The 26,044-nt window shown below is 61.9% G+C and carries 18 protein-coding genes, 3 tRNA genes and 3 rRNA genes; 16 read left to right on the forward strand and 8 right to left on the reverse strand.

The features are described 5' to 3' along the window. Nucleotides 1-12: 12 nt before the first annotated feature. The 5 genes from ACXAED_RS09255 to ACXAED_RS09275 all read left to right on the forward strand — a co-directional run bounded on the left by ACXAED_RS09255 (nt 13) and on the right by ACXAED_RS09275 (nt 6,504). Nucleotides 13-1,089: a branched-chain amino acid ABC transporter permease gene (locus tag ACXAED_RS09255; protein WP_475049046.1), complete on the forward strand. Its 1,077-nt coding sequence runs from the start codon at nt 13-15 to the stop codon at nt 1,087-1,089. A 92-nt stretch (nt 1,090-1,181) separates the two neighbouring features. Beyond that, a complete protein-coding gene (locus ACXAED_RS09260; RefSeq protein ID WP_475049049.1) occupies nt 1,182-2,465 on the forward strand; it encodes an ABC transporter substrate-binding protein in 1,284 nt (427 codons plus the stop codon). 116 nt (nt 2,466-2,581) lie between these two features. Continuing rightward, a complete protein-coding gene (locus tag ACXAED_RS09265) occupies nt 2,582-3,430 on the forward strand; it encodes an ABC transporter ATP-binding protein (protein ID WP_475049052.1) in 849 nt (282 codons plus the stop codon). Nucleotides 3,431-3,447: 17 nt separating this feature from the next. Beyond that, complete coding sequence (locus tag ACXAED_RS09270) at nt 3,448-4,665, forward strand: phenylacetate--CoA ligase family protein (RefSeq protein WP_475049055.1); 1,218 nt, start codon at nt 3,448-3,450, stop codon at nt 4,663-4,665. Between the two features lie 159 nt (nt 4,666-4,824). Continuing rightward, nucleotides 4,825-6,504 carry an ABC transporter permease gene (locus ACXAED_RS09275; protein ID WP_475049057.1) on the forward strand — a complete coding sequence of 560 codons (1,680 nt, stop codon included), beginning with the start codon at nt 4,825-4,827 and terminating at the stop codon, nt 6,502-6,504. A gap of 62 nt (nt 6,505-6,566) precedes the next feature. Here the strand turns inward: ACXAED_RS09275 and ACXAED_RS09280 are convergent, their stop codons facing one another. From ACXAED_RS09280 to ACXAED_RS09295, 4 genes are all read right to left on the reverse strand, one after another. Further along, on the reverse strand, nt 6,567-7,427 hold the full coding sequence (locus tag ACXAED_RS09280) for a CobW family GTP-binding protein (protein ID WP_475049059.1): 861 nt from the start codon (nt 7,425-7,427) through the stop codon (nt 6,567-6,569). Nucleotides 7,428-7,635: 208 nt separating this feature from the next. Further along, a complete protein-coding gene (locus ACXAED_RS09285) occupies nt 7,636-8,652 on the reverse strand; it encodes a Fe(3+) ABC transporter substrate-binding protein (RefSeq protein ID WP_475049061.1) in 1,017 nt (338 codons plus the stop codon). Nucleotides 8,653-8,980: 328 nt separating this feature from the next. Next, on the reverse strand, nt 8,981-9,106 hold the full coding sequence (ykgO, locus tag ACXAED_RS09290; RefSeq protein WP_005648635.1) for a type B 50S ribosomal protein L36: 126 nt from the start codon (nt 9,104-9,106) through the stop codon (nt 8,981-8,983). Nucleotides 9,107-9,185: 79 nt separating this feature from the next. Then, nucleotides 9,186-9,260: transfer RNA gene (locus ACXAED_RS09295), tRNA-Val, on the reverse strand. A 162-nt stretch (nt 9,261-9,422) separates the two neighbouring features. On the opposite strand from ACXAED_RS09295, the gene ACXAED_RS09300 reads away from it, so the two are divergent. Next, entirely contained in the window at nt 9,423-10,283 is an 861-nt protein-coding gene (locus ACXAED_RS09300) for an N-formylglutamate amidohydrolase (protein ID WP_475049064.1), read from the forward strand. Nucleotides 10,284-10,298: 15 nt separating this feature from the next. On the opposite strand, the gene ACXAED_RS09305 is transcribed toward ACXAED_RS09300, so the two are convergent. After that, the gene (locus ACXAED_RS09305) at nt 10,299-11,552 is read right to left on the reverse strand and encodes a DNA polymerase IV (protein WP_475049066.1); all 1,254 of its coding nucleotides are present in this window, start codon (nt 11,550-11,552) and stop codon (nt 10,299-10,301) included. Between the two features lie 90 nt (nt 11,553-11,642). Here ACXAED_RS09305 and ACXAED_RS09310 point away from each other — a divergent pair, with 90 nt between their 5' ends. Further along, nucleotides 11,643-12,065, forward strand: coding sequence for an NUDIX hydrolase (locus tag ACXAED_RS09310; protein WP_475049068.1), 423 nt, complete (start codon nt 11,643-11,645; stop codon nt 12,063-12,065). A 394-nt stretch (nt 12,066-12,459) separates the two neighbouring features. On the opposite strand, the gene pyrF is transcribed toward ACXAED_RS09310, so the two are convergent. Then, the gene (gene pyrF, locus ACXAED_RS09315; RefSeq protein WP_475049070.1) at nt 12,460-13,176 is read right to left on the reverse strand and encodes an orotidine-5'-phosphate decarboxylase; all 717 of its coding nucleotides are present in this window, start codon (nt 13,174-13,176) and stop codon (nt 12,460-12,462) included. 342 nt (nt 13,177-13,518) lie between these two features. Here pyrF and clpB point away from each other — a divergent pair, with 342 nt between their 5' ends. Then, on the forward strand, nt 13,519-16,137 hold the full coding sequence (gene clpB / locus ACXAED_RS09320; RefSeq protein WP_475049072.1) for an ATP-dependent chaperone ClpB: 2,619 nt from the start codon (nt 13,519-13,521) through the stop codon (nt 16,135-16,137). 155 nt (nt 16,138-16,292) lie between these two features. Continuing rightward, entirely contained in the window at nt 16,293-16,934 is a 642-nt protein-coding gene (locus tag ACXAED_RS09325) for a TVP38/TMEM64 family protein (RefSeq protein ID WP_475049075.1), read from the forward strand. 31 nt (nt 16,935-16,965) lie between these two features. On the opposite strand, the gene ACXAED_RS09330 is transcribed toward ACXAED_RS09325, so the two are convergent. Both ACXAED_RS09330 and ACXAED_RS09335 read right to left on the reverse strand, forming a co-directional pair. Next, nucleotides 16,966-17,535: a hypothetical protein gene (locus ACXAED_RS09330; protein ID WP_475049078.1), complete on the reverse strand. Its 570-nt coding sequence runs from the start codon at nt 17,533-17,535 to the stop codon at nt 16,966-16,968. An 89-nt stretch (nt 17,536-17,624) separates the two neighbouring features. Then, nucleotides 17,625-18,062, reverse strand: a complete 438-nt coding sequence (locus ACXAED_RS09335) for a DUF302 domain-containing protein (protein WP_475049080.1) — start codon at nt 18,060-18,062, stop codon at nt 17,625-17,627. Between the two features lie 260 nt (nt 18,063-18,322). Between ACXAED_RS09335 and msrP the strand changes: the two genes are divergently transcribed. The 7 genes from msrP (at nt 18,323) to rrf (ending at nt 25,950) form a co-directional block, all read left to right on the forward strand. After that, nucleotides 18,323-19,243, forward strand: a complete 921-nt coding sequence (gene msrP / locus ACXAED_RS09340; RefSeq protein WP_475049083.1) for a protein-methionine-sulfoxide reductase catalytic subunit MsrP — start codon at nt 18,323-18,325, stop codon at nt 19,241-19,243. 11 nt (nt 19,244-19,254) lie between these two features. Beyond that, nucleotides 19,255-19,878 carry a protein-methionine-sulfoxide reductase heme-binding subunit MsrQ gene (msrQ, locus tag ACXAED_RS09345; RefSeq protein ID WP_475049085.1) on the forward strand — a complete coding sequence of 208 codons (624 nt, stop codon included), beginning with the start codon at nt 19,255-19,257 and terminating at the stop codon, nt 19,876-19,878. Nucleotides 19,879-20,612: 734 nt separating this feature from the next. Then, nucleotides 20,613-22,074: ribosomal RNA gene (locus ACXAED_RS09350) — 16S ribosomal RNA — on the forward strand. A gap of 147 nt (nt 22,075-22,221) precedes the next feature. After that, nucleotides 22,222-22,297: transfer RNA gene (locus ACXAED_RS09355), tRNA-Ala, on the forward strand. 26 nt (nt 22,298-22,323) lie between these two features. Continuing rightward, nucleotides 22,324-22,400, forward strand: a tRNA-Ile gene (locus tag ACXAED_RS09360). Between the two features lie 408 nt (nt 22,401-22,808). Then, nucleotides 22,809-25,636 (forward strand): 23S ribosomal RNA (locus tag ACXAED_RS09365). Between the two features lie 199 nt (nt 25,637-25,835). Continuing rightward, a 5S ribosomal RNA gene (rrf, locus tag ACXAED_RS09370) occupies nt 25,836-25,950 on the forward strand. Together the 16S, 23S and 5S rRNA genes with 2 tRNA genes alongside form the textbook arrangement of a ribosomal RNA operon. Nucleotides 25,951-26,044 lie beyond the last annotated feature (94 nt).

Below are 26,044 nucleotides of genomic sequence, written 5' to 3' on the forward strand. Positions count from 1 at the left end.
AGCATCTGAGACATGTTCTACCGTGAAGCCGGGGATTTCAAAGTCTCCTATGCAGATGACAGCCAGACCTTCCCGATCAAGTTCGACCGCATCCGCTATTACGTGGTGCTGGCGGTGGCTTTCGGGATCATCCCCTTCCTGATCAACGACTATTGGGCGAACGCGATCCTGCTGCCGTTCCTGATCTATTCGATCGCGGCCATCGGGCTGAACATCCTGGTCGGCTATTGCGGCCAGGTGTCCCTGGGCACCGGCGGTTTCATGGCGGTGGGGGCCTATGCCTGCTACAAGCTGATGACGGCTTTCCCAGAAGTCAGCATGTTCATCCATGTGCTGCTGGCGGGCGGTATCACCGCGCTGGTTTGCGTGCTGTTCGGCCTTCCCAGCTTGCGCATCAAGGGCTTCTACCTCGCGGTGGCGACGCTGGCGGCGCAGTTCTTCCTGGTGTGGTTGTTCAACCGGGTTCCGTGGTTCTACAACTACTCGGCCTCGGGCCAGATCAACGCGCCGGAGCGCGATACCTTCGGCATCGTCATCACCGGCCCCAACGCATCGGCCTGGGCGACCTACCTGTTCTGCCTGATCTTCCTGACCGTCTGCGCCCTGGTTGCCCGCAACCTGACCCGCGGCACCGTGGGCCGCAGCTGGATGGCGATCCGTGACATGGACATCGCGGCCGAGATCATCGGGGTGAACCCGCTGAAGGCCAAGCTGACGGCCTTTGCGGTCTCCGGCTTCTTCATCGGCATCTCAGGCGCGCTGTTCTTTGCGGTCTATCTGGGCGCGGTCGAGGTCGGCGAAGCCTTTGGCATCCAGAAGTCGTTCCTGGTGCTGTTCATGGTGATCCTCGGCGGGTTGGGCTCGATCTTCGGCTCCTTTGCCGGCGCTGCCTTCCTGGTGCTGCTGCCGGTGGTGCTGAAGGTGGTGGGCGTCGACTTGCTGGGCTGGCCGACGGACATCGTGGCGCATTTCCAGCTGGTGATTGTCGGCGCGCTGATCATCGTCTTCCTGATCGCGGAGCCGCACGGCATGGCGCAGCTGTGGCGCGTTGCCAAGGAAAAACTGAGACTCTGGCCCTTCCCGCACTGACGCGGGGCGGCAGACACGCTGGCGGGGAGAAGACCAAGACCACCCCCGTCGTAAGAAACCATCGGATAAGACCAAAGGGAGGATTTAAGCCGATGAAAAAGACACTGACCACACTGGCGCTTGGCGCCGCGATGGCAGCCGGTCCGGCAATGGCGGATCTGGTGTTCCCGGACCTCAGCTACCGGACCGGGCCTTATGCGGCGGGCGGCATTCCCTTCTCGGACGGCTACAACGACTATTTCACCCTGCTGAACGAGCGCGATGGCGGCATCGGCGGTGTTCCGGCCCGGGTGATCGAATGCGAGACCGGCTATAACACCGAGAAGGGTGTAGAGTGCTATGAGGCCACCAAGGGCGAAGGCGCGCTGGTGTATCAGCCGCTGTCCACCGGCATCACCTATCAGCTGATCCCCAAAGTGACCGCCGACGGCATCCCGCTGCACACCATGGGCTATGGCCGCACCTCGGCGGCAAACGGCAAAGTGTTCAGCAACGTCTTCAACTACCCGGCCAACTATTGGAACGGTGCCTCTGGTGCGGTGAACCATCTGCTGGAAATCAACGACGGCGACATCAACGGCAAGAAGGTTGCGCTGGTCTATCACAACTCTGCCTATGGCAAGGAACCGATCCGCACTCTGGAAGAGCTTTCGGCCAAGCATGGCTTTGAGCTGACGCTTCTGCCGGTGGACCACCCGGGCCAGGAGCAGAAATCGCAGTGGCTGCAGATCCGCCGTGAGAAGCCTGACTACGTTGTGATGTGGGGCTGGGGCGTGATGAACCAGGTTGCAATTCAGGAAGCCGCCAACATCCGGTTCCCGATGGAAAACTTCATCGGTGTCTGGTGGTCCGGTGCCGAATTTGACGTGGAGCCTGCAGGTGCCAAAGCCACGGGCTACAAGGCGCTGACGTTCACCGGGCTTGGCATGGATTACCCGGTTTACGACGACCTGAAGAAATATGTCGTGGACTCGGGCAAGGCAGCCGGTGCCGGCGATCAGCTGGGGTCGGTGCAGTACAACCGCGGCCTTTATGCAGCGATGCTGGCAGCCGAGGCCGCCAAGACCGCGCAGGAAATGCATGGCACCGGTGATATCACCGCGGCGATGATGCGCGATGGCATGGAAGCGCTGGAAATAACCAACGCCAAAATGGAAGCGCTGGGCATGGCGGGCTTCGGTCCTGAGTTCAAAGTCAGCTGCGAAAACCATGGCGGCCCCGGCTTGGTCGGTGTGGTGCAGTGGGATGCCGGCGCCAAGACCTGGAACGCTATCTCCGACTTCAAAGCGACCGACGGTGAAGTGATCGGCAAGCTGATCGACGAAGACTCGGCTGCTTACGCGGCTGAAAACAACATCGAGCCTGGCTGCAAGTAACGCGCACCACGGCCCCCGCGTCAGGGGGCCGGAACCAAACCGGCGCGGCGGGGAGCTGCCGCGCCACTCAACGGGATCCCGGCTCTGGTCCGGGACAGGCATGAGGACACGCTTTGATGCTGGATGCAGCAAACACCGCCGCCGACACTGCAGATGTGCAGGCCGAGACCTTGCTGGAGGTCAACAATATCGAGGTGATCTACAATCACGTGATCCTCGTCCTTAAGGGCGTGAGCCTGAATGTGCCCAAGGGCGGCATAACTGCGCTGCTGGGCGGCAACGGGGCCGGTAAGACCACCACGCTGAAGGCTGTGTCGAACCTGCTGCACTCGGAACGCGGCGAGGTCACCAAGGGGTCGATCAAATACCGCGGCGAGCATGTGCATGAGCAGGACCCGGCGGAGCTGGTCAAGAAGGGCGTCATCCAGGTGATGGAAGGCCGCCACTGCTTTGAGCACCTGACGGTGGAAGAGAACCTGCTGACCGGCGCCTATACACGCTCGGACGGCGGCGCAAATATCCAGAAAGACCTGGAGATGGTCTACAGCTATTTCCCGCGCCTGAAGGAGCGCCGCAAGTCGCAGGCGGGCTATACCTCGGGCGGCGAGCAGCAGATGGTGGCAATGGGCCGCGCGCTGATGTCGCGGCCGGAGACGATCCTTCTGGACGAGCCGTCGATGGGCCTGGCGCCGCAGCTGGTGGAGCAGATCTTCGAGATCGTGAAGTCGATCAATGAAAACGAGGGTGTGACCTTCCTGCTGGCCGAGCAGAACACCAACGTTGCCCTGCGGTATGCCCACTATGGCTACATTCTTGAATCTGGCCGGGTGGTGATGGACGGGCCTGCGGCAGAGCTGCGGGAGAACCCGGACGTGAAGGAATTCTACCTCGGGATGTCGGATGAGGGGCGCAAGAGCTTCCGCGACGTGCGGTCCTACCGCCGCCGCAAGAGGTGGCTGAGCTGATGCGGGGAGATGACGTGATGAGCTTTTTTGACACGCTTGAAACCCGCAGCGCAGACGAACGCGCCGCAGACCTGGCCCAGGCGCTGCCGGAGCAGATCGCCCGCGCCAAGGGCGCGGCGGGCTACGCCAGGCTGCTGGACGGGGTGGACCCGGCGGCGGTGACCTCGGCCGAGGCATTGGCCAAGCTGCCGGTGCTGCGCAAATCGGAGTTGAGCCGGGCGCAGGCGGAGAACCCGCCCTTTGGCGGCTTTACCGTGAAGCCCGCGCATGGCTTTGCCCATATCTTCCAGAGCCCCGGCCCGATTTACGAGCCGGGCGGGGTGGACGGCGACTGGTGGCGGATGGGGCGGTTCCTGAACGCCGCCGGGATCGGCCAGGGCGATGTGGTGCAGAACTGTTTCGGCTACCACCTGACGCCCGCCGGCATGATCTTTGAAAACGGCGCGCGGGCGGTTGGCGCCGCGGTGCTGCCGGCCGGCACTGGCCAGACCGAGCTGCAGGTGACTGCCGCACGCGACGTGGGCGCCACCGCCTATGCCGGCACGCCGGATTACCTGAAGGTGATCTTGGACAAGGCCGATGCGATGGGTGTGGAGCTGGCATTCTCCAAGGCGGCGGTGGGCGGCGGCGCGCTGTTCCCGTCCCTGCGCCAGGAATATGCCGACCGCGGGATCTCTTGCCTGCAGAGCTATGCCACTGCGGATTTGGGCAACATCGCCTATGAAAGCCCGGCGATGGAGGGGATGATCGTCGACGAGCATGTCATCGTCGAGATCGTCACCCCCGGCACAGGCACTCCGGTGGCGCCGGGCGAGGTGGGCGAGGTTGTGGTGACCACGCTGAACCCCGATTACCCGCTGATCCGCTTTGCCACTGGCGATCTGTCGGCGGTGATGCCGGGTGTCTCGCCCTGCGGCCGCACCAACATGCGGATCAAAGGCTGGATGGGCCGCGCCGATCAGACCACCAAGATCAAGGGCATGTTTGTGCGCCCCGAACAAGTGGCGGCGCTGGTCGACAAGCATGACGAGATCGTCAAGGCCCGCGTGATTGCAAGCCGCGAAGGCGAGATGGACGCGATGACCGTGCAGATCGAAGCCGCAGGCGGCGACGAGGCGGCCTATGCGCGGTCGGTGATCGAGGTGCTGAAGCTGAAGGGCAAGGTCGAGGTGGTCGCGCCCGGGGCGCTGCCCAAGGACGGGCTGGTGATCGAGGATCAGCGGACCTACGACTGAGGTCGGCTGACCTGATGAGACCAACGGGCGCCCGAAGCAGGCGCCCGTTTGCTGTTCTGGCGGCGGCTTGGCCCGGGCTGCGCTTTCCGGCTGGAATTTCTGACTGGAATGGTCGAAATAGGGCGGTGTAAACCTTCAGCCGGACTCTGACTGCTGCAAATGACTGCTGCCAATGATCCCATAGAGTATGCCCCGCATGGGCGCCGCCGTGGCGGCAAGGGCGGCGGCAGGCTGTTTGCCGTGATGGCCTGGGCGGTGGCGCTGTCTTGCCTGCTGCCAATGGTGGCGGTGGCGCTGGCCGCGTCGTTTGGGGGAACGGAGACGATCCGCCATCTGGCTGAAACCGTGCTTCCGGGCTATACGCTGACGACGCTGGCGCTGGTGGCGTTGGTCGGGCTTGGCACCTTTGCCATCGGCACCGGGGCTGCCTGGCTTGTGACAATGACGCGGTTCCCCGGGGCGCGCTTCCTTGAGGTTGCGCTGGTTCTGCCGCTGGCCTTCCCGGCCTATGTTCTTGCCTATGCCTATACCCATATCCTGGACCACCCCGGCATTGTGCAGGCCACCCTGCGCGAGGTGACGGGCTGGGGCCCGCGGGATTACTGGTTCCCCGAAATCCGCTCCACCGGCGGGGCGGCGGCGATGCTGGTGCTGGTGCTGTACCCCTATGTCTATCTGCTGGCGCGGGCGGCCTTCATGCAGCAGAGCGCCGGTGCCTTTCTGGCGGCACGCGCCCTGGGCAAGAATTCCTGGCAGGCATTCTGGATGGTCAGCCTGCCGATGGCGCGCCCGGCGATAGCCTCGGGCGTCTTGCTGGCGGTGATGGAGACGATCGCGGATTTCGGCACGGTGTCCTATTTCGGGGTGCAGACCTTTGCCACCGGGATCTACACCAGCTGGTTCTCGCTGGGCGACCGGGGCGGGGCGGCGCAACTGGCGCTGTGCCTTCTGGGTTTTGCCCTGACGCTGGCGGTGGTGGAACGCTCCACCCGCGGGCGGGCGAAGTACCACCATGCCGGCAAGCACCACACCCAGATGCCGCCGGCGGAGCTGGGCGGCGTCAAGGCGGCGGTGGCCGTGTTCTTCTGCGCGGTGCCGGTTGTGCTGGGCTTCCTGCTGCCGGTGGCGGTGCTGTTCCTGATGAGCTTCGACTCCGAGCAGAATTTTTTCAGCCGCCGCTACATCGGTTTCACCACCAATTCGATCACCCTGGCGGCTGCCGCGGCGGTGCTGACGGTGGCGGCCGCAGTCTGCCTCGGCTTTTACCAGCGCTTGCGTCCCGGGCGGCTGTCCTCTGCGGCGGCCTATTTCGCCCGGCTGGGCTATGCGGTGCCCGGCGGGGTGATCGCGGTGGGGCTGATCGTGCCCTTCGCGGCGTTCGACAATGCGCTGGATGCCTGGATGCGGGAGACCTTCGGCATCCGGACCGGGCTGTTGGTGACCGGCTCGATCTGGCTGCTGGTCGCCGCCTATGGTGTGCGCTTCATGGCGGCGGCGCTGGGGGCTTATGAGGGCGGACAGGCGACCATGCATTCCAACATGGATGCGGCAGCGCGCTCCTTGGGGCAGGGGCCGTTGGGAATGCTGCGCCGGGTGCATCTGCCGATCCTGACGCCCAGCCTGCTGACGGCGCTGCTGATCGTCTTTGTCGATGTGATGAAGGAACTGCCTGCTACCCTGATCATGCGGCCCTTCAATTTCGACACGCTGGCGGTGCAGGCGCACCGGCTGGCGGCGGATGAGCGGCTGGAGGGCGCTGCGGTGCCCTCGCTGGTGATCATGGCGGTGGGGTTGCTGCCGGTGATCCTGATCTGCCGCCAGGTGGGACGGCGGCGCTAGGCGCAAGAATCTTGGAAAATTCTTGCCAAGAAAATTTGAATTTTCTTGGACCAGGGTGCGGCTTATGCCGCCCACCAGGCCTCGATCTCGTCGCGGGAAATCCGGTCTGCCGGCCCCAAGCCCACCAGAAGGGTTTCCTCCGCCTCGCAGCGTTTGGCCTCGACATGGCGGCCCACCACATGCAGCTCATAGGCGCCGCCGGTGGTCAGCACGAACCCCTTCATCCGGTAAAGCCCGGCGGGCCGGTCTGCCAGCTTGTCCCCTAGCGCGCGGCGGTCCAGCGCGGTGCTGCTGCGGTGCTGCCAGGTGGTGTAGGCGGGATGCGCCGCCACCGCGCGGCCCTTGGGCAGCGGCACCACGTCAAACAGCAGCTCCGCCACGGGAGAGCCGTTCAGCACCGTCGGGGTGCGGGCGCCGGCCGATTTCAGGGTGGCGCCGAGCGCATCAGAGAGTTCATCGCATTTGGTCGCGATCACCAGATCTGCGGCGCGGATCTGCTGTTCTGCCTGCGGGGCAACCAGCGGGTCGCTCAGCAGCGTTTCCGCATTGCCGGCGTCCACCAGCGTGACGATGCCGCCGTAGCTGAGGCCGTTCTCATTGAGAACGGAATTAGCGATGGCAACCGGGTCGGAAATGCCGCTGGCCTCGATCACCACATGGTCCGGGTGTTCGGGGCGGTTCAGCACCTCCCGCAGCGCCGCGGCCAGGTCGTCGCCCATCGTGCAGCACACGCAGCCGTTGGTGAGGGCGATCTTGCCGCCGTCGGTGTCCTGGATCAGCGCATCGTCGATATTGACCGCGCCGAAGTCATTCACGATCACGGCCAGTTTCAGCCCGTGATCCTCGGCCAGCAAGCGGTTGATCAGGGTGGTTTTGCCCGCGCCCAGATAACCGCTGATAATCGTTACTGGCAACCGGTTCATAAGCGCTGGTCCCCCAGAGCGCGGCGTGCTCCCGACTGCATGTTTCCCCCCGAGAATAATGATGCGCGAACGTATAGGGATCTCGCGCAATCGGGTCTAGGAAAAGCTGGCGGTGCTTTAAAATTTCGGTGCTTGACGGGCTGGGGCAGGCACAGAAGCAAAAAAGCGCGGCCGGGGCCGCGCTTTTCCGGGTCTTTGCGGGCTGGGGTTACTTCCAGCCGGCGTCGTTGAAGATCTTCTGTGCCTCGGGCAGGTTCTTGGCGACCTCCGACAGGTTCACGTCATCCGGCTTGAAATGGCCAAGCGCGGCAATCGACGGGGCCAGGCCAACGCCCGGAACCGCCGGGTATTCGTCATTGCCGGCCGAGAAATAGGCTTGGGCGGAATCGCTGGCGAGGTACTCCAGGAACTTGACGGCGTTGTCCTTGTTCGGCGCGTGCAGCGCAACGCCGCCGCCGGACAGGTTCATATGCGCGCCTTCGGTGTTCTGCGAGGGGAACAGCCAGCCGATCTGGTCGCGGTTTTCCGACACGCCCTTTACATCCTTGCGGATCGAGCGGGCGAAGTAATAGCTGTTGGCCACCGAGATATCGCACTCGCCGGAGACCAGGCCGCGAATCTGGTCGGTGTCGCCGCCCTGCGGGTCGCGCGCCATGTTGGCGACCACGCCTTCGGCCCAGCTGCGGGCTGCGTCAGTGCCGTGATGGGTCACGATCGAGGCCAGCAGGGTCTGGTTGTAGGTGTTCTTGGAGGAGCGGATGCAGACCTTGCCCTTATAGGCGGGGTCGGCCAGGTCGAGGTAGGTCAGCGGCGGATTGGCGACCTCGTCCTTGTCGTAGAAGATAATGCGCGAGCGCTGGCTGAAGCCGAACCACTGGTTGTCCTCGTCTTGCAAATAGGCGGGCACGCGGGATTCCAGCACATCACTGTCAATGCTTTGCAGCACGCCTGCGTCCTTGGCCCGGGTCAGGCGGGAGGTGTCGACGGTGATCAGAATGTCGGCGGGGGAGTTCTCGCCTTCGGCCTTCATCCGGGCAATCAGCTCATCGGCGTTGCCTTCGATCCGGTTGATGGTGATGCCGGTGGCCTTTTCGAAGTCCGAATAGAGCTGCTCGTCGGTGTCATAGTGGCGCGAGGAGTAGATGTTCAGCTCGCCTTCGGCAGCAGCGGTGGTGGCAATGGCTGCGGTCAGCGCGCCGGCCAGTACGGTTGTGGCTTTCAGCATTGGATGTCCCGTTCTTGGTTAGATCAGATTTCCGACTGAAAGAGTCGATTAAAGCATCTGGCGGCAGATGCAATAAATTTCCGACTGAAACAGTCAGAAAGTCGCAGCCTGCTGTTGGCTGGCCAGACTGGGCAGGCGCCTCCCGCCCGTCGCTGGATCTTTGGAAAGGCCCGCTCCCTTTGGGCATGGCAGGTCTCATCCGGCCGCAGCCCGGAGAAACCGCGGGAGCGGGAGTGCCGCCTTGGCCTGGTTTAAAAAGAAAGCAGCCCCAAAACGCAAAAAAACCGCATCGGATGATGCGGTTTTCTGCATGTCGCTCTGGCGGATCTTAGCCCTGGCGCGCTTTGAACTTGCGCTGGGTCTTGTTGATCACGTACACGCGGCCTTTGCGGCGCACAACCCGGCAGTCGCGGTGCCGGTTCTTCAGCGAACGGAGCGAGTTCTTGACCTTCATGGTCTCTCTCCTTGTCTGCGGCGCGAACCAGCGCCTGGGTTAGCGGGTGCCTTGGCCGTGACCAGGGCAGTGAATTGAATGGTGGGCGATACAAGGATCGAACTTGTGACCCCTTCGATGTCAACGAAGTGCTCTACCGCTGAGCTAATCGCCCACTCTGGCCTGCGCTGCGTCCTGCCCCTCAGAAGTGAAAGGGGCGCGGGGTGCCGCGCCGGTGAGGGGGTCTATAAATAGAGTCGCGCAGAGGTGCAAGAGCTTTTGACCGCAGAAATTTCCGCGATATGCTGTTTCTTGCACAAGAAGCACCGGAGCAAGGATGCCTGATACAGCGTTTTCCGTGATTTCCCCGCAGAAACTGGCCTCTGCGGTGGTTTTTGCCTCTCCCCACAGCGGTACCGATTACAGCGATTCCTTTCTGGAGCAGTCAATTCTGGGGCGGAAAACCATCCGCAGTTCGGAGGACGCCTTTGTCGACCTGCTGTTTCAGGCGGCGCCGGAGTTCGGTGCGCCGCTGCTGACCGCGGTCAAGCCGCGGGCCTATCTGGACCTGAACCGCTCGCCCGAAGAGCTGGACCCGGCGGTGATCGACGGGGCGCAGCGGCGCGGGCAGAACCCGCGCGTGGCCTCGGGCCTGGGGGTAATTCCTCGGGTTGTGGCCAATGGCCGGGCGATTTATCGCGGCAAGCTGCCTATGTCTGAGGCCGAGGAGCGGATCCGGTGTTACTGGCATCCCTATCACCAGGCGCTGAAGGGGCTGCTGGAGCAGGCGCACAAGTGTTTCGGGCAGGCGATTCTGGTGGATTGCCACTCCATGCCGCACGAGGCGATCGACACCATGGCACCGCAGAGCGGCCGCAAGCCGGAAGTGGTTCTGGGCGACAGGTTCGGCGCTGCGGCGGACAGCAGCGTGGTGGACCGGATCGAGGCGGCCTTTGCCGCGGCGGGACTGAAGGTGGCCCGCAACACGCCGTTTGCCGGGGCCTATATCGCCCAGACCTATGGCCGCCCGTCGCGGCGCCAGCATGCGGTCCAGATCGAGATCGACCGGGCGCTTTACATGGATGAGGCCAGCATCCGCCCGAATGCAAATTTCGAACCGTTGCAGAAACTGCTGCGCCGGGTGATTGCCGAGATTGCGGAGATCGGACAGGGTGAGATGCCGCTGGCTGCGGAATAGACTGCTGCCGCATATTCAGCGCAGGGCGCGGCCTTTCAGAATAGCGCTGTCCCCGAATCTTTTGCGAATAGCGTCGGTGGCGCGTTCGGCCTCTGCCCGCTTGCCAGCATTCGGATCCAGCAGGTCACCGCTGTCGTCCGCCTGTGATTCGGGCACAAGGTCTGAAATCCCGCAGCCTAAGAGCCGGTAGGGGCCCTCATTTCCCACCTGATCCAGCAGACTGCGGGCGGTGCGGTAGATCCGGTCAGCGATCTGGGTGGGGCTGCGCAAGGTGACCCGCCGGGTCAGCGCCGAATGATTGGCGCGTTTCAGCTTGAGCGTCACGACCCGGCCTGCCAGCTCCCGCGCCTTGGCCCGGTCCGAAACCTTTTCAGCCAGCCGCCACAGGTGGCCGTCGAGCACCTCCAGGCTGGCGGTATCCTCAAAGAATGTGGTTTCATTGGAGATCGACTTGATAGGCGCATGGGCCGAGACCCGCCGCCGGTCCTGGCCGCGGGCCAGGTGCCACAGCCGGTCGCCCATCGAGCCGAAACGGCTGTGCAGAGCCTCGCGGTCCCAGCGCAGGAGGTCCGAGAAGGTGCGGATGCCTGCCTTGTCAAGGCTGGCCTGGGCGGCGGGGCCGATGCCCCAGATCAGCCGCACCGGTTTTTCGCGCAGGAAGTCATCGGTCTCGGCCTTGCCGATCACCGAGAACCCGCGCGGCTTGTCGAAGTCGGAGGCGACCTTGGCCAGGAACTTGTTGTGGCTGAGGCCGATGGAGCCGGTGACGCCGAGCTCGTCCTTCATCCGCTTGACCAGCCGCGCCAGCATCACTGCGGGCGGGGCGCCATGCAGCTTTTCGGTGCCGGTCAGATCCATGAAGGCCTCGTCTAGCGACAGCGGTTCCACATCCGGGGTCAGCTCATTCATCATTTTGCGGATTTCGCGGCTGACCTCTACGTAGACGTTCATCCGCGGCTTGATCACCACCGCGTCCGGACAAAGTTTCAGCGCCTGGAACATAGGCATGGCGGAGCGCACCCCGCGGATTCGGGCGACGTAGCAGGCGGTGGAGACCACGCCGCGCTTGCCGCCGCCGATGATCACCGGCTTGGTTGCGAGTTCCGGATTGTCGCGTTTTTCGACGCTGGCATAAAAGGCGTCGCAATCCATATGGGCAATGGTGAGGGAGAACAGCTCCTCATGCGCCTTGATCCTCGGGCTGCCGCAATGGGGGCAGCGCCGGGCAGGTGCGATCTGGCTCAGGCAGTCTCGGCAAAGGGCGTGCATGGGCGGCGGCGGGCTGTGTTGTTGGAGCGGCAAGTCTAACGTGCGGCGGAGGGCTTGTCTTTAGCGCGGCTGGCGGGCAAGGGACAGATCATGGCATCAGCAGGCAGTGAATTTTCCGGCGCGAAGGTCGCGGTGTTTCTGGGGCAGGAATTGCTGGTCATCCTGCGGGATGACACACCGGATATTCCCTATCCCGGCCACTGGGACCTGCCGGGCGGCGGCCGCGAGGGGGACGAAAGCCCCGAGGCCTGCGTGCTGCGCGAGACCCGGGAGGAACTCGGGCTGGTGCTGCAGCCGGACGCGCTGGTCTGGCCGCAGTCCTATCTGCGCCCGCACGGGCGGGTCTGGTTCTTTGCCGCGCATCTGCCCTCCTCCTCCGCCGGGCTGATCCGGTTCGGCAATGAAGGGCAGGGCTGGGCGCTGATGGCGCCTGAGGCTTATTGCGTGCATCCTTTGGCGGTGCCGCATTTTGCCGGTCAGCTGCGGCTGTATCTGGAGGCAAGGGCCGGGTAGCAGAGGCTGAAAAGAAAGATCCCCCGCTGGAATGCGGGGGGAAGGTGACGGACCTCAGGAAGAAAAGCCCGTCTGGGGAGTGTCTCAAGCTCAGAATCGCCCACCCGCTGGTGTTTCGCAAAGAATGCAGCCTAGGCAGGGTGGCAGGGTGAGACCGGGTGTGCTTTTTCGGGCACAGGACGATTTGGCGCAGAATTTAGCGGCGCGGCGTGTTTCACCAGCAAAAAGAGAGGGTTGACGTAGCGTCACCCTATAACCTGTGCGCCGCGGAACAGGAAATGATGTATCCGCGGCACTTTTTTATTTCCGCCTAATTTTTGAGCAGGCAGCGTTTGCGCCGGGTGGAGAGCGCGCAAATCCGCCGCGAGTGGCTGCCTGTGCGGCGGCTGGGCCTTTACGCGTTTGCGCTGGCCAGTTCTGCCAGAATGGCCTCGGCTGCGGCACGGGGGCTGTCCGCTTTCCAGATCGGGCGGCCCACGACGATATGGTCGGCGCCGTCTGCAATGGCGCTGGCCGGAGTAGCGACGCGCTTCTGGTCGCCAAGGTCTGCACCGGCGGGGCGCACGCCCGGGGTGACGATCAGCTTGCCTTCAGCCTCGGGCAGGGCGCGGATCAGCGCGGCCTCCTGCGGGCTGGCGATTACCCCGTCGGCGCCGGCGGCAAAGGCGTTGCCTGCGCGCTCCAGCACCAGGTCCTGCACCGCGCCCTCTTTGATCAGCGCCCCGTCCAGGTCCTGGCGGTCGAGCGAGGTTAGGATGGTGACGGCGAGGATCTTGAGGTCCTTGCCTGCCGCGCCTTCCTTGGCGGAGCGCACCACGTAAGGGTCGCCGTGCACGGTGAGGAAGTCGAGATCGAACTGCGCCAGGCCGCGCACCGCGCTTTCCACGGTGGCGCCGATATCAAAGAGTTTCATATCGAGGAAGATGCGCTTGCCGTGCTCCTGCTTCAGCTCATTGGCGAGCGCCAGCCCGCCGCCGGTGAGCATGCCAAGGCCGATCTTGTAGAAGGAGACCGCATCGCCCAGCTGTTCGGCGAGCTTCAGGCCCGCCAGTGCATTGGGGACATCCATGGCAACAATCAGGCGGTCGTCGGCGCGCGGGGCTTGGGTCATGGCAGGGTCCTTTGTGGCAGGTTCGGCGTGAAACTGGCGTTTCATACGCAAGGGGCGGCGGTTGGGCAAGGCGCAGCGGGGTGCTCCCGCATCTGAAGAGGTCCCTGGCGGGGCCTGTTGCAGATTTTGGGTCCGGCGCCGCGCTGCCGCGCGGCGCGGTTGCGCCCGGGACGGCGGGCAGGGCGCAAAGTTGACGCAGGTCAGGGATTTCCTCACCTTTTGCGGGCAAGATGATCTTGAAGCGGCGGCATCGCTTCCCACATCTAATGCCGAGGCCCGGACCGGGGCGTGCCGCAAAGCGGGCGCTGCCAGCAACGCGGGCGCTTGAAAAAGGAGAGCAAGATGGACTTGAACAAGTTCACGGAGCGTGCACGGGGGTTCGTGCAGGCGGCGCAGACCATTGCGATGCGCGAGGGGCACCAGCGGCTGGTGCCGGAGCATATTCTGAAAGCTTTGATGGACGACGATCAGGGGCTGGCAAGCAACCTGATCTCCCGCGCGGGCGGCGCACCGGCGCGCGTGGCGGAGGCCGTTGATGCGGCCGTTGCCAAGCAGCCCAAGGTGAGCGGCGATGCGGCACAGATCTATCTGGACGGGCAGACCGCCAAGGTGCTGGATGAGGCCGCCAAGATCGCCGAGAAGGCAGGCGACAGCTTTGTGCCAGTGGAGCGCCTTCTGATGGCGCTGTGCATGGTGAAGTCGAAGGCCAAGGAGGCGCTGGAGGCGGGCGAGGTTTCCGCTCAGAAGCTGAACGAGGCGATCAACGACATCCGCAAGGGGCGCACTGCCGACTCGGCCACGGCCGAGGAAGGCTATGACGCCCTGAAGAAATACGCCCGCGATCTGACCGAGGCGGCGCGCGAGGGCAAGATCGACCCGATCATCGGCCGCGATGAGGAAATCCGCCGCTCGATGCAGGTGCTGTCGCGCCGGACCAAGAACAACCCGGTGCTGATCGGTGAGCCGGGCGTGGGTAAGACCGCGATTGCCGAGGGCATGGCGCTGCGCATCATCAATGGCGATGTGCCGGAATCCCTGCGCGACAAGAAACTGCTGTCGCTGGACATGGGCGCGCTGATTGCCGGTGCGAAATACCGCGGCGAGTTCGAGGAGCGCCTGAAGGCGGTGCTGACCGAAGTGACCGAGGCTGCGGGTGAGATCATTCTGTTCATCGACGAGATGCACACCCTGGTGGGCGCGGGCAAATCCGATGGCGCCATGGATGCGGCGAACCTGATCAAGCCGGCGTTGGCGCGCGGTGAGCTGCACTGTGTGGGTGCCACAACCTTGGACGAATACCGCAAGTACGTGGAGAAGGACGCGGCCCTGGCCCGCCGGTTCCAGCCGGTGATGGTGACCGAGCCGACGGTGGAGGACACCGTCTCGATCCTGCGCGGCATCAAAGAGAAGTATGAGCTGCACCACGGCGTGCGCATTGCCGATGCGGCGCTGGTGGCGGCGGCGACGCTGTCGAACCGCTATATCACCGACCGGTTCCTGCCGGACAAGGCGATCGACCTGATGGACGAGGCGGCCTCCCGCCTGCGGATGCAGGTGGATTCGAAACCGGAGGAGCTGGATGCGCTGGACCGGCAGATCCTGCAGATGCAGATCGAGGAAGAGGCGCTGAAGCTGGAGGATGATGCCGCGTCCAAGGACCGGCTCGAGAAGCTGCAGAAGGAACTGGCCGAGCTGCAGGAGCAGTCCGCCCAGATGACAGCGCAGTGGCAGTCGGAGCGGGACAAGCTGGCCTCGGCCCGCGACCTGAAGGAGCAGCTTGACCGCGCCCGTGCGGAGCTCGACATCGCCAAGCGGGAGGGCAACCTGGCTAAAGCCGGTGAGCTGTCCTATGGCGTCATTCCGGGGCTGGAGAAACAGCTGGCGGATGCTGAACAGAAGGAAGAGCAGGGGCTGATGGTTGAGGAGGCCGTGCGCCCCGAGCAGATCGCCGCTGTTGTCGAGCGCTGGACCGGCATTCCGACCTCCAAGATGCTGGAGGGCGAGCGCGAGAAGCTGTTGCGCATGGAAGATGAGCTGCACCGCCGGGTGATCGGCCAGAACGCCGCCGTCACCGCTGTTGCCAATTCGGTGCGCCGGGCGCGTGCGGGTCTGAATGACGAGAACCGGCCGCTGGGGTCGTTCCTGTTCCTGGGCCCGACCGGCGTGGGTAAGACGGAGCTGACCAAGGCGGTTGCCGGGTTCCTATTCGATGATGAGCACGCGATGGTGCGTATCGACATGTCGGAGTACATGGAGAAGCACTCGGTCGCCCGCCTGATCGGCGCGCCTCCGGGCTATGTCGGGTATGACGAGGGCGGGGCGCTGACCGAGGCTGTCCGCCGCCGCCCCTATCAGGTGGTGCTGTTCGACGAGGTCGAGAAGGCGCATCCGGACGTGTTCAACGTGCTGCTGCAGGTGCTGGATGACGGTATGCTGACCGACGGCCAGGGCCGCACCGTCGATTTCAAGCAGACGCTGATCGTACTGACCTCGAACCTTGGCGCGCAGGCGCTGAGCCAGCTGCCGGACGGCGCCGATGCGTCGGAGGCCAAGCGCGACGTGATGGATGCGGTGCGGGCCCACTTCCGGCCCGAGTTCCTGAACCGTCTGGATGAGACCATCATCTTCGACCGCCTGAACCGCGGGGATATGGACGGGATCGTCGAGATCCAGCTGGCGCGGCTGCTCAAGCGGCTGGCAGGGCGCAAGATCACGCTGGAGCTGGACGAGGCGGCCAAGACCTGGCTGGCGGACGAGGGCTATGACCCGGTGTTCGGCGCCCGGCCGCTGAAGCGGGTGATCCAGCGCGCGCTGCAAAATCCGCTGGCCGAGGCCTTGCTGGGCGGCGAGATCAAGGATGGCGATACTGTCCCGGTCACGGCCGGCAGCGAGGGGCTGATCATCGGTGAGCGGCTGGGCACCAGCGGCAGGCCGCGCCCCGATGATGCCGTGGTGCATTAAGCCGTGCATGGAACGGCCGCGCATTAAGCGCAGGATGTGAACCGGAAAGACCCGCCCGTTGCGGCGGGTCTTTTCACGTCTTCCCGGCCGCGCGTTTTGCGGCGGTGGCGGAAAGCGTTAGACTAGCGGCTATCCCTAGCACAGGCGCCGGTTCCATGATCCGCATCAGGCGCAGAACGGCCTTTGCCGCATTTCTCCTCGTGCTGCTGTGCGGCGCGCTGGCGGCCTATGTGCTGGACGGGCAGGCGCGCCCGATGGAGGACATGGTTGCCTGGCTGCGCAGTACAGGGGCTTGGGCGCCGCTGGCGGTGATTGTTTTGATGGTGGTGCATTCATTCGTGCCGTTCCCGGCGGAAATCCTGGCGCTGTGTGCGGGGGCGGTCTTTGGCACGCTGCTGGGGGCTGCGCTGATCTGGACCGGTGCGATGCTTGGGGCGCTGGTCGCCTTTTGGCTGGCGCGCCGGCTGGGGCAGGAGACGGTGCGGGCCTGGATGAACGAGGCGCAGGCGCGGCAGCTGGATGTCTGGACCGATGAGCGGGGGGCGCTGGCGCTTCTGGCCGCGCGCCTGATCCCGGTGATCGCCTTTAACCTGATCAACTATGCCGCTGGGCTGACCCGGGTTCGGCTTTGGACCTTTGTGTGGACCACGGCGCTGGGCATCCTGCCGGCGACGCTTCTGTGCACCTGGTTTGGGGCGCGGATGCTGGGTATGGACTGGCCGGTGCTGGCCGCGGTTTCAGCCGTGTTGCTGATTGTCCTGTTGGTCATGCACAGGCTGGCGCGGCCCAGGATCTGATGCCGGACCGGGCGTTGCGGAAGAGCGCGGATTAACTGGCCGCCGCTGCTTCCTTGGCCATCCGGCGTTCCTGCTTCCGGCGCAGGACCTCCAGGCGCGGCTCCCAGTCATAACGGGGGTCCGCGGTGGTCTGCGACCAGTAGAGCTTGCCGCCGTAGCGCCAGGGGTCGAGCACGATCCCCTCGTAAATGCCGTCGCCCTTGGCGGCGATCACCGCGGTCGAGTGGTCGATGCGGAAATCGCTTTTCGGCTCGGCGATGGCGCGCAGCATCGAAAGCGTCCTGAAGTTCTCCTGATTGAGACGGGCCTGCATGTCCTCGGCGTAATGCACGCAAACGCCGCGCTCCTTGACGCCGCTGTTTACCAGCGTGTTGTGGATGATCGGTGAGGTGGTGACATTATACTGCTCGGCCAGCTGGGCGGAGTAGCTGTAGGCGATTTCCGCCGCCCGGCGCGCCTCGCCCGGGTCGACCTTCGGGTCCATCGACTGCAGAGCAAGGGAAAGCTCCTCGACGTTGTTCTTGGATGCTGTGGGAGCTGAGGCACAGCCTGCCAGCGTGGCGGCGGCCAGTGTCATCAGGGAAACAAGGAAGGATTTCATCAAGGTCTGCCCGTGCCGGAAAGTCTGTTTCGGGCCAGCATAATGAAATCCGGCAGCCTGTGCAGCGGGGAAAATGCCCGGCCGGCGGCTTATTCCTCGATCGCTTCCTGCACGATGCCGTCCAGCAGGTCCTGGATCACCTGCATCTCTCCTTCGGGGAAGGAGCGGAACCCGATGCTGACCTCTTCCGTGTCCGGGAGCTGCGCCACGAAGATGTTATAGGGGCAGTAGGAGATATTCATCGGGTCCGCCTCCATCACCTCGCGCGACAGCTGGGCGGAGCAGAAGGAAAACACCTGCGCGCTTTGAAACAGCACAACGTCAGAGCCGACATCGGCGCGGGTGCGCTCCAGCATATCGCCCACATGGCTGACATGATCAATCACCAGCCCGCGGTTGGTGATGGCGCTTTCAAGGCCAAACACCACATCATCATAGGCCAGCGATGTCGTGTAGAGCGCGGCCTCCTGCGCTGCGGCGGTCTGAGCGGCGAGGGCAAGGGCGGCTGCGGCGATGTGCTTTTTCACGGTTCGTCTCCCTGTACGGCCGCTGGGCTGGAACACCGGCCCGGACGGTTGCGTCAAACATATGTAGATGTTTGCATGGGAGAGGCCGCCTTGCCACCGGGAAAATTGCCGCGGGCCACGATTCCTGCGTTCCGCTTTCACACCCGGTGAAGGATTTGAGGTTACGTTACAACCCTCTCGCGCAGTCGTGACCGGATATGTTTTGGGTTTTGCGCACGGCGCCTTTACCTCTGATGTGACGCGTTAAACAGGAGACCTTGATGGCCCGCCGCTGGACCAATGATCTGACCTATGCTGATGCAACCCCGGAAGCTGTGTTCTTGAACCGCCGCCGGATCATGGCAGGGCTGGCGGGCACCGGCCTGGCGGCGGCCTTGGGCACACAGGCCCGGGCGGAAGCAGAACAGCTGGAAGCGGAGCTGAAGCCCAACACTTGGGAAGAGGTGACCAGTTATTGCAACTTCTATGAGTTCGGCACCGGTAAGGGCGATCCGTCCAAATATGCGGAGCGGATGACCATCGAACCCTGGAGCGTCACCATTGATGGCCTGGTGGACAAGCCGGGCGATTATTCGTTTGAGCAGATCCTGGGGGAGATGACGCTGGAGGAGCGCATCTACCGGTTCCGCTGTGTCGAGGCCTGGTCGATGGTGGTGCCCTGGCAGGGGTTTGAGCTGGCCGACCTGCTGAACCTGGCTGGCGTGCAGGAGGGCGCGAAATACGTTGCCTTCGAGACCCTCTACCGCCCGTCCGAGATGCCGGGCACCGTCTACAAGGTGCTGGACTGGCCCTACCGCGAGGGGCTGCGCCTGGATGAGGCGATGCACCCGCTGACGATCATGGCGACCGGCATCTTCGGCAAGCCGCTGCCCAATCAAAATGGCGCGCCGCTGCGGCTGGTGGTGCCGTGGAAATACGGCTTTAAGTCGATCAAATCGGTGGTGCGCATCACCCTGACCGAGGAGGAGCCGCCGGCCAGCTGGAACATGGCCAACCCGCGCGAATACGGTTTCTATAGTAATGTGAACCCGAATGTCTCGCATCCGCGCTGGAGCCAGGCCAGCGAGCGCCGCATCGGCGGCGGTCTGTTCGCGCGCCGCCAGCCGACGCTGATGTTCAATGGGTACGAGGCCGAGGTCGCCGCCCTGTATGACGACTTGGACCTGGGTAAGTACTTTTGAGGGGGCCGCGCATGGATATGGCAAATCAGCTTCTCCGGCGCCTGCCCGTCTGGACAGTCTATCTGCTTGGTGCCCTGCCGGCGCCCTGGCTGTTCTATCTTGGCTTGACGGGCGGCCTCGGCGTAGAGCCGATCAAGGCGCTGGAGCGTGAATATGGCGAACTGGCCTTGCAGCTTCTGATCCTGACGCTGGCCATCTCCCCGCTGCGCCGCCTGCTGGGCCTCAACCTTATGAAGTTCCGAAGGGCAATCGGGCTGCTGTGCTTCTTTTACGTCCTGTGCCATCTGCTGGTCTGGCTTGTGCTGGATGTCCAGATCCTGAGTCAGATCCTCACCGACATTGCCAAGCGTCCTTATATCACCATCGGCATGGGCGCCTTTTTCCTGATGCTGCCGCTGGCGCTGACATCCAACAATTTTTCGGTCCGCAAACTTGGCCGCGCCTGGTCCCGGCTGCACCGGCTGACCTATGCTGCTGCTGTGCTGGGCGCAGTGCACTTTGTGATGGTGGCAAAGGGCTTTCAGATCGAGCCGCTGATCTACCTGGGTCTGGTGCTATTCCTGCTGGCGCTGCGCATCGCTGGCTTCCGCTGGCTGAGACAGGCATCGGGGGCGCTGGTTTCGAGCAGGACCTAGAGCCGGAGCTATCGGAATGCGTCTGAAGGGCGGCCCTTTGGTCGTCCTTATTTCTTTTGTGGCTCTGCCCCCTTTGTCCTTTGGCCAAATTTCCCCCGGGGTATTTCGGGCAGGAGGAAGGGGGCGGTTTGCGATTCCTGTGCGGTTGAGTTTGTGGATAAGGTCGGTGAGTCTGGGGGTAAGCTGCCTGGGGCGCGGATTTGCGGTGTCCGGGGCGGTTTGCGGTGCGGGGAGGAGGGGTGAGACAGGTCAGGGGTGCTGACTTTGTTTTATCGTAAGCCATTGATTTTGTTGTGACTGTCATTTTTCTGAGCGGATTTTGGTGATTTTCTGAATTTTGGGGTTGCGGGTTCTGGGGGCTATCCGTAAAAGCCCCCTCACCGGCGGCGCTGAGGCGCTGACGGTCACCACCGAGGGTTAGCTGGAACGGCGGCGCAGCAAGAGATTGGAGCGCAGCCGGGATTGTTGTCTCTCAGAGGTGATGCTCTTTGACATTGATGGATGACTGAAGAGATATGCGGGCGGTCACGGTTCATTTCGATGGATCAGACCGATGCATATCGCGCTCTTAGGCTTTCGGGCCGATGATGGAGTGTCAGCTTCACTGTCTTGTACGGTACTTTGGTTTCTTTTGAAGCTGAAGCACATACAGACAGAGACTATTGCCGATCCTAGCCGGATCGGCAGTGATGTGCAGAGGTTCGAACGTCAAGGATAAGCTGGCAACAGCTTTTCAACTTGAGAGTTTGATCCTGGCTCAGAACGAACGCTGGCGGCAGGCCTAACACATGCAAGTCGAGCGCGCCCTTCGGGGTGAGCGGCGGACGGGTTAGTAACGCGTGGGAACGTGCCCTTCTCTAAGGAATAGCCACTGGAAACGGTGAGTAATACCTTATACGCCCTTCGGGGGAAAGATTTATCGGAGAAGGATCGGCCCGCGTTAGATTAGATAGTTGGTGGGGTAACGGCCTACCAAGTCTACGATCTATAGCTGGTTTTAGAGGATGATCAGCAACACTGGGACTGAGACACGGCCCAGACTCCTACGGGAGGCAGCAGTGGGGAATCTTGGACAATGGGGGCAACCCTGATCCAGCCATGCCGCGTGAGTGATGAAGGCCTTAGGGTCGTAAAGCTCTTTCGCCTGTGATGATAATGACAGTAGCAGGTAAAGAAACCCCGGCTAACTCCGTGCCAGCAGCCGCGGTAATACGGAGGGGGTTAGCGTTGTTCGGAATTACTGGGCGTAAAGCGCGCGTAGGCGGACCAGAAAGTTGGGGGTGAAATCCCGGGGCTCAACCCCGGAACTGCCTCCAAAACTCCTGGTCTTGAGTTCGAGAGAGGTGAGTGGAATTCCGAGTGTAGAGGTGAAATTCGTAGATATTCGGAGGAACACCAGTGGCGAAGGCGGCTCACTGGCTCGATACTGACGCTGAGGTGCGAAAGTGTGGGGAGCAAACAGGATTAGATACCCTGGTAGTCCACACCGTAAACGATGAATGCCAGACGTCGGCTAGCATGCTAGTCGGTGTCACACCTAACGGATTAAGCATTCCGCCTGGGGAGTACGGCCGCAAGGTTAAAACTCAAAGGAATTGACGGGGGCCCGCACAAGCGGTGGAGCATGTGGTTTAATTCGAAGCAACGCGCAGAACCTTACCAACCCTTGACATCCCAGGACCGGCCCAGAGATGGGTCTTCCACTTCGGTGGCCTGGTGACAGGTGCTGCATGGCTGTCGTCAGCTCGTGTCGTGAGATGTTCGGTTAAGTCCGGCAACGAGCGCAACCCACATCCTTAGTTGCCAGCAGTTCGGCTGGGCACTCTAAGGAAACTGCCCGTGATAAGCGGGAGGAAGGTGTGGATGACGTCAAGTCCTCATGGCCCTTACGGGTTGGGCTACACACGTGCTACAATGGCAGTGACAATGGGTTAATCCCAAAAAACTGTCTCAGTTCGGATTGTCGTCTGCAACTCGGCGGCATGAAGTCGGAATCGCTAGTAATCGCGTAACAGCATGACGCGGTGAATACGTTCCCGGGCCTTGTACACACCGCCCGTCACACCATGGGAGTTGGGTTTACCCGAAGGCCGTGCGCCAACCTTTTGGAGGCAGCGGACCACGGTGAGCTCAGCGACTGGGGTGAAGTCGTAACAAGGTAGCCGTAGGGGAACCTGCGGCTGGATCACCTCCTTTCTAAGGATGATGCTAGTCAGATAAGCTTGCTTATCTCGTGCATCACTTAGCAACGGACAGCAAACAAAGCTGTCCAACATCAGGACCGGACCGTCCTCATATCTCTTCAGAAAACATCGGATCCTGCCCCGGCAGGGTACAAAGCAAGGGGCCTTAGCTCAGCTGGGAGAGCGCCTGATTTGCATTCAGGAGGTCAGGAGTTCGATCCTCCTAGGCTCCACCACTCATGCAAACGGCCCGAACGGATACGGGTCGGTAGCTCAGGTGGTTAGAGCGCACGCCTGATAAGCGTGAGGTCGGAGGTTCAAGTCCTCCTCGACCCACCATCCCCCAAGGAAACAAGCCTGGGGATGGCCGTATCGATTAGATCGCTAAGCACTGTTTGAGTGTTTAGCCGTCCAATCGGACGACACATTGACATCGTTAAGAGAGATACAATCAACAATACTGTTGGCATCCCGAGTGTGGGACATGCCTCAGTCAGGTGCCCTTCCTTCGGGATCGGCGAGCCCTGGACCGCGTCACTTTCCTCAGACGCCCCTGGGTCTGCCTGGTTGAAAAGACAGTGTTGTCCAAGTCAAGTACACTAACCCGCGCGGTCGCAAGACTGCGCAACAAGTTCCTGGTCACCGACATGACCGGGAGCGGGATAGTTTGCTTTTTGGTCCGGAATAAGGATGCGGTTTCTTACCAGCTTCCGCATCGTGGCAGATACACTGTCTTTTTCTGGATCAAATCAAGCGCGAGAAGGGCGTTTGGCGGATGCCTTGGCAGTAAGAGGCGATGAAAGACGTGATACCCTGCGATAAGCTTGGGGGAGCCGGGAATAGGCTTTGATCCCAAGATCTCTGAATGGGGGAACCCACCTGACAGATCGTTATTGTTACCTTCGGTAATCAATAATGGTTTGAACCAGGTACTTAAGGACTGAATACATAGGTCTTTAAGAGCAAACCCGGGGAACTGAAACATCTAAGTACCCGGAGGAAAGGACATCAATAGAGACTCCGTTAGTAGCGGCGAGCGAACGCGGACCAGCCGAGCCTGATAAGTGACCAGAATGCGTTGGGAAACGCAGCCAGAGCGGGTGACAGCCCCGTATGGGAAGCTTTGAGGGACGTATTAAGTAGGGCGGGACACGTGAAATCCTGTTCGAAGACCGGAGGACCACCTCCGAAGGCTAAGTACTCCTTACTGACCGATAGCGAACCAGTACCGTGAGGGAAAGGTGAAAAGCACCCCGGCGAGGGGAGTGAAACAGTACCTGAAACCGAACGCCTACAATCAGTTGGAGGCCCCTTGAGGGCTGACAGCGTACCTTTTGTATAATGGGTCATCGACTTGGTCTCACGAGCAAGCTTAAGCCGTTAGGCGGAGGCGCAGCGAAAGCAAGTCTTAATAGGGCGCATGAGTTCGTGGGATCAGACCCGAAACCGAGTGATCTAGGCATGGCCAGGTTGAAGGTGCGGTAACACGCACTGGAGGACCGAACCCACATCCGTTGAAAAGGATCGGGATGAGCTGTGCCTAGGGGTGAAAGGCCAATCAAACTCGGAGATAGCTGGTTCTCTGCGAAATCTATTTAGGTAGAGCGTCATCCGAATACCCCGGGGGGTAGAGCACTGGATGGGTAATGGGGCCCCACAGGCTTACTGATCCTAACCAAACTCCGAATACCCGGGAGTACTGGATGGCAGACACACGGCGGATGCTAACGTCCGTCGTGGAGAGGGAAACAACCCTGACCTCCGGCTAAGGCCCCCAATTCATGGCTAAGTGGGAAAGCAGGTGAGACGTCCAAAACAACCAGGAGGTTGGCTTAGAAGCAGCCATCCTTTAAAGATAGCGTAACAGCTCACTGGTCTAATCAAGATGTCTTGCGGCGAAGATGTAACGGGGCTCAAGCCATGAGCCGAAGCCGAGGATGCACATAGTGCATGGTAGCAGAGCGTAGTGTGACATAGTCTCATTCCTCCTTAGTATCTTCGGATACATTGGAGGAGAGAGGCTTTCGATGAAGCCGGGGCGTGAGCCATCCGGTGGAGAGATCACTAGCGAGAATGATGACATGAGTAGCGACAAAGAGTGTGAGAGACACTCTCGCCGAAAGTCCAAGGGTTCCTGCTTAAAGCTAATCTGAGCAGGGTAAGCCGGCCCCTAAGCCGAGGCCGAAAGGCGTAGGCGATGGGAATCAGGTTAATATTCCTGAGCCAGGAGGATGTGACGGATCATGAAGGTTGTTCGCCCTTATCGGATTGGGCGGGCCGCTGATTGGTCCCTGGAAATAGCCCTCCATCAGACCGTACCCTAAACCGACACAGGTGGACTGGTAGAGCATACCAAGGCGCTTGAGAGAACGATGTTGAAGGAACTCGGCAAAATACCTCCGTAAGTTCGCGAGAAGGAGGCCCGGGTTCAAGGCAACTTGGATCCGGGGGCACAAACCAGGGGGTGGCGACTGTTTATTAAAAACACAGGGCTCTGCGAAGCCGCAAGGCGACGTATAGGGTCTGACGCCTGCCCGGTGCCTGAAGGTTAAAAGGAGGGGTGAGAGCTCCGAATTGAAGCCCAGGTAAACGGCGGCCGTAACTATAACGGTCCTAAGGTAGCGAAATTCCTTGTCGGGTAAGTTCCGACCTGCACGAATGGCGTAACGACTTCCCCGCTGTCTCCAACATCAACTCAGCGAAATTGAATTGCCTGTCAAGATGCAGGCTTCCCGCGGTTAGACGGAAAGACCCCGTGCACCTTTACTACAGCTTCGCACTGGCATCAGGATTGTGATGTGCAGGATAGGTGGTAGGCATCGAAGCCGGGACGCAAGTCCCGGTGGAGCCTCCCTTGAGATACCACCCTTCGCACTCTTGATGTCTAACCGCGGTCCGTTATCCGGATCCGGGACCCTGCGTGGCGGGTAGTTTGACTGGGGCGGTCGCCTCCTAAAGAGTAACGGAGGCGCGCGAAGGTTGGCTCAGAGCGGTCGGAAATCGCTCGTTGAGTGCAATGGCAGAAGCCAGCCTGACTGCAAGACTGACAAGTCGAGCAGAGACGAAAGTCGGCCATAGTGATCCGGTGGTCCCGCGTGGAAGGGCCATCGCTCAACGGATAAAAGGTACGCCGGGGATAACAGGCTGATACTGCCCAAGAGTCCATATCGACGGCAGTGTTTGGCACCTCGATGTCGGCTCATCTCATCCTGGGGCTGGAGCAGGTCCCAAGGGTACGGCTGTTCGCCGTTTAAAGAGGTACGTGAGCTGGGTTTAGAACGTCGTGAGACAGTTCGGTCCCTATCTGCCGTGGGTGCAGGATACTTGAGAGGAGTTGCCCCTAGTACGAGAGGACCGGGGTGAACGATCCACTGGTGGACCAGTTGTAATGCCAATTGCAGTGCTGGGTAGCTATGATCGGACAGGATAACCGCTGAAGGCATCTAAGCGGGAAGCCCCCCTCAAAACAAGGTATCCCTGAGGGCCGTGGAAGACCACCACGCCGATAGGCCGGAGGTGTAAGCGCAGCAATGCGTTCAGCTGACCGGTACTAATCGCCCGACAGGCTTGATTTGATCCAGTAACAGACAGTGTTACAAAACCAAACAAGCAAACCATCCCTTTGACTGGACATGTTGATTGTACGCCGGACGCATTTGGAAATGTCATCGTGACATAACTCAGCTGCGGTCTCTCGCGCATTTGCTTCGCAAACACGCTGCCGACCGCCAACCGAGAAAAGCCAACCGCCTCCGGCGCTTGGATTTTCCTCGGTTTGGTGGCCACAGCACAAGTGAAACACCCGGTCCCATCCCGAACCCGGAAGTTAAGCACTGTCGCGCCGATGGTACTTGGGCTCAAGCCCTGGGAGAGTAGGTCACCGCCAAACCTAGTAAAATCCAATATACTCTCTAAACGATGACACAAACAAAACCGCCGCTGCGATAGCCGCTAGCGGCGGTTTTGCGTTTCCAAGGCAAAAA

The sequence above is a fragment of the Leisingera sp. ABM4_103 genome (assembly GCF_056158685.1).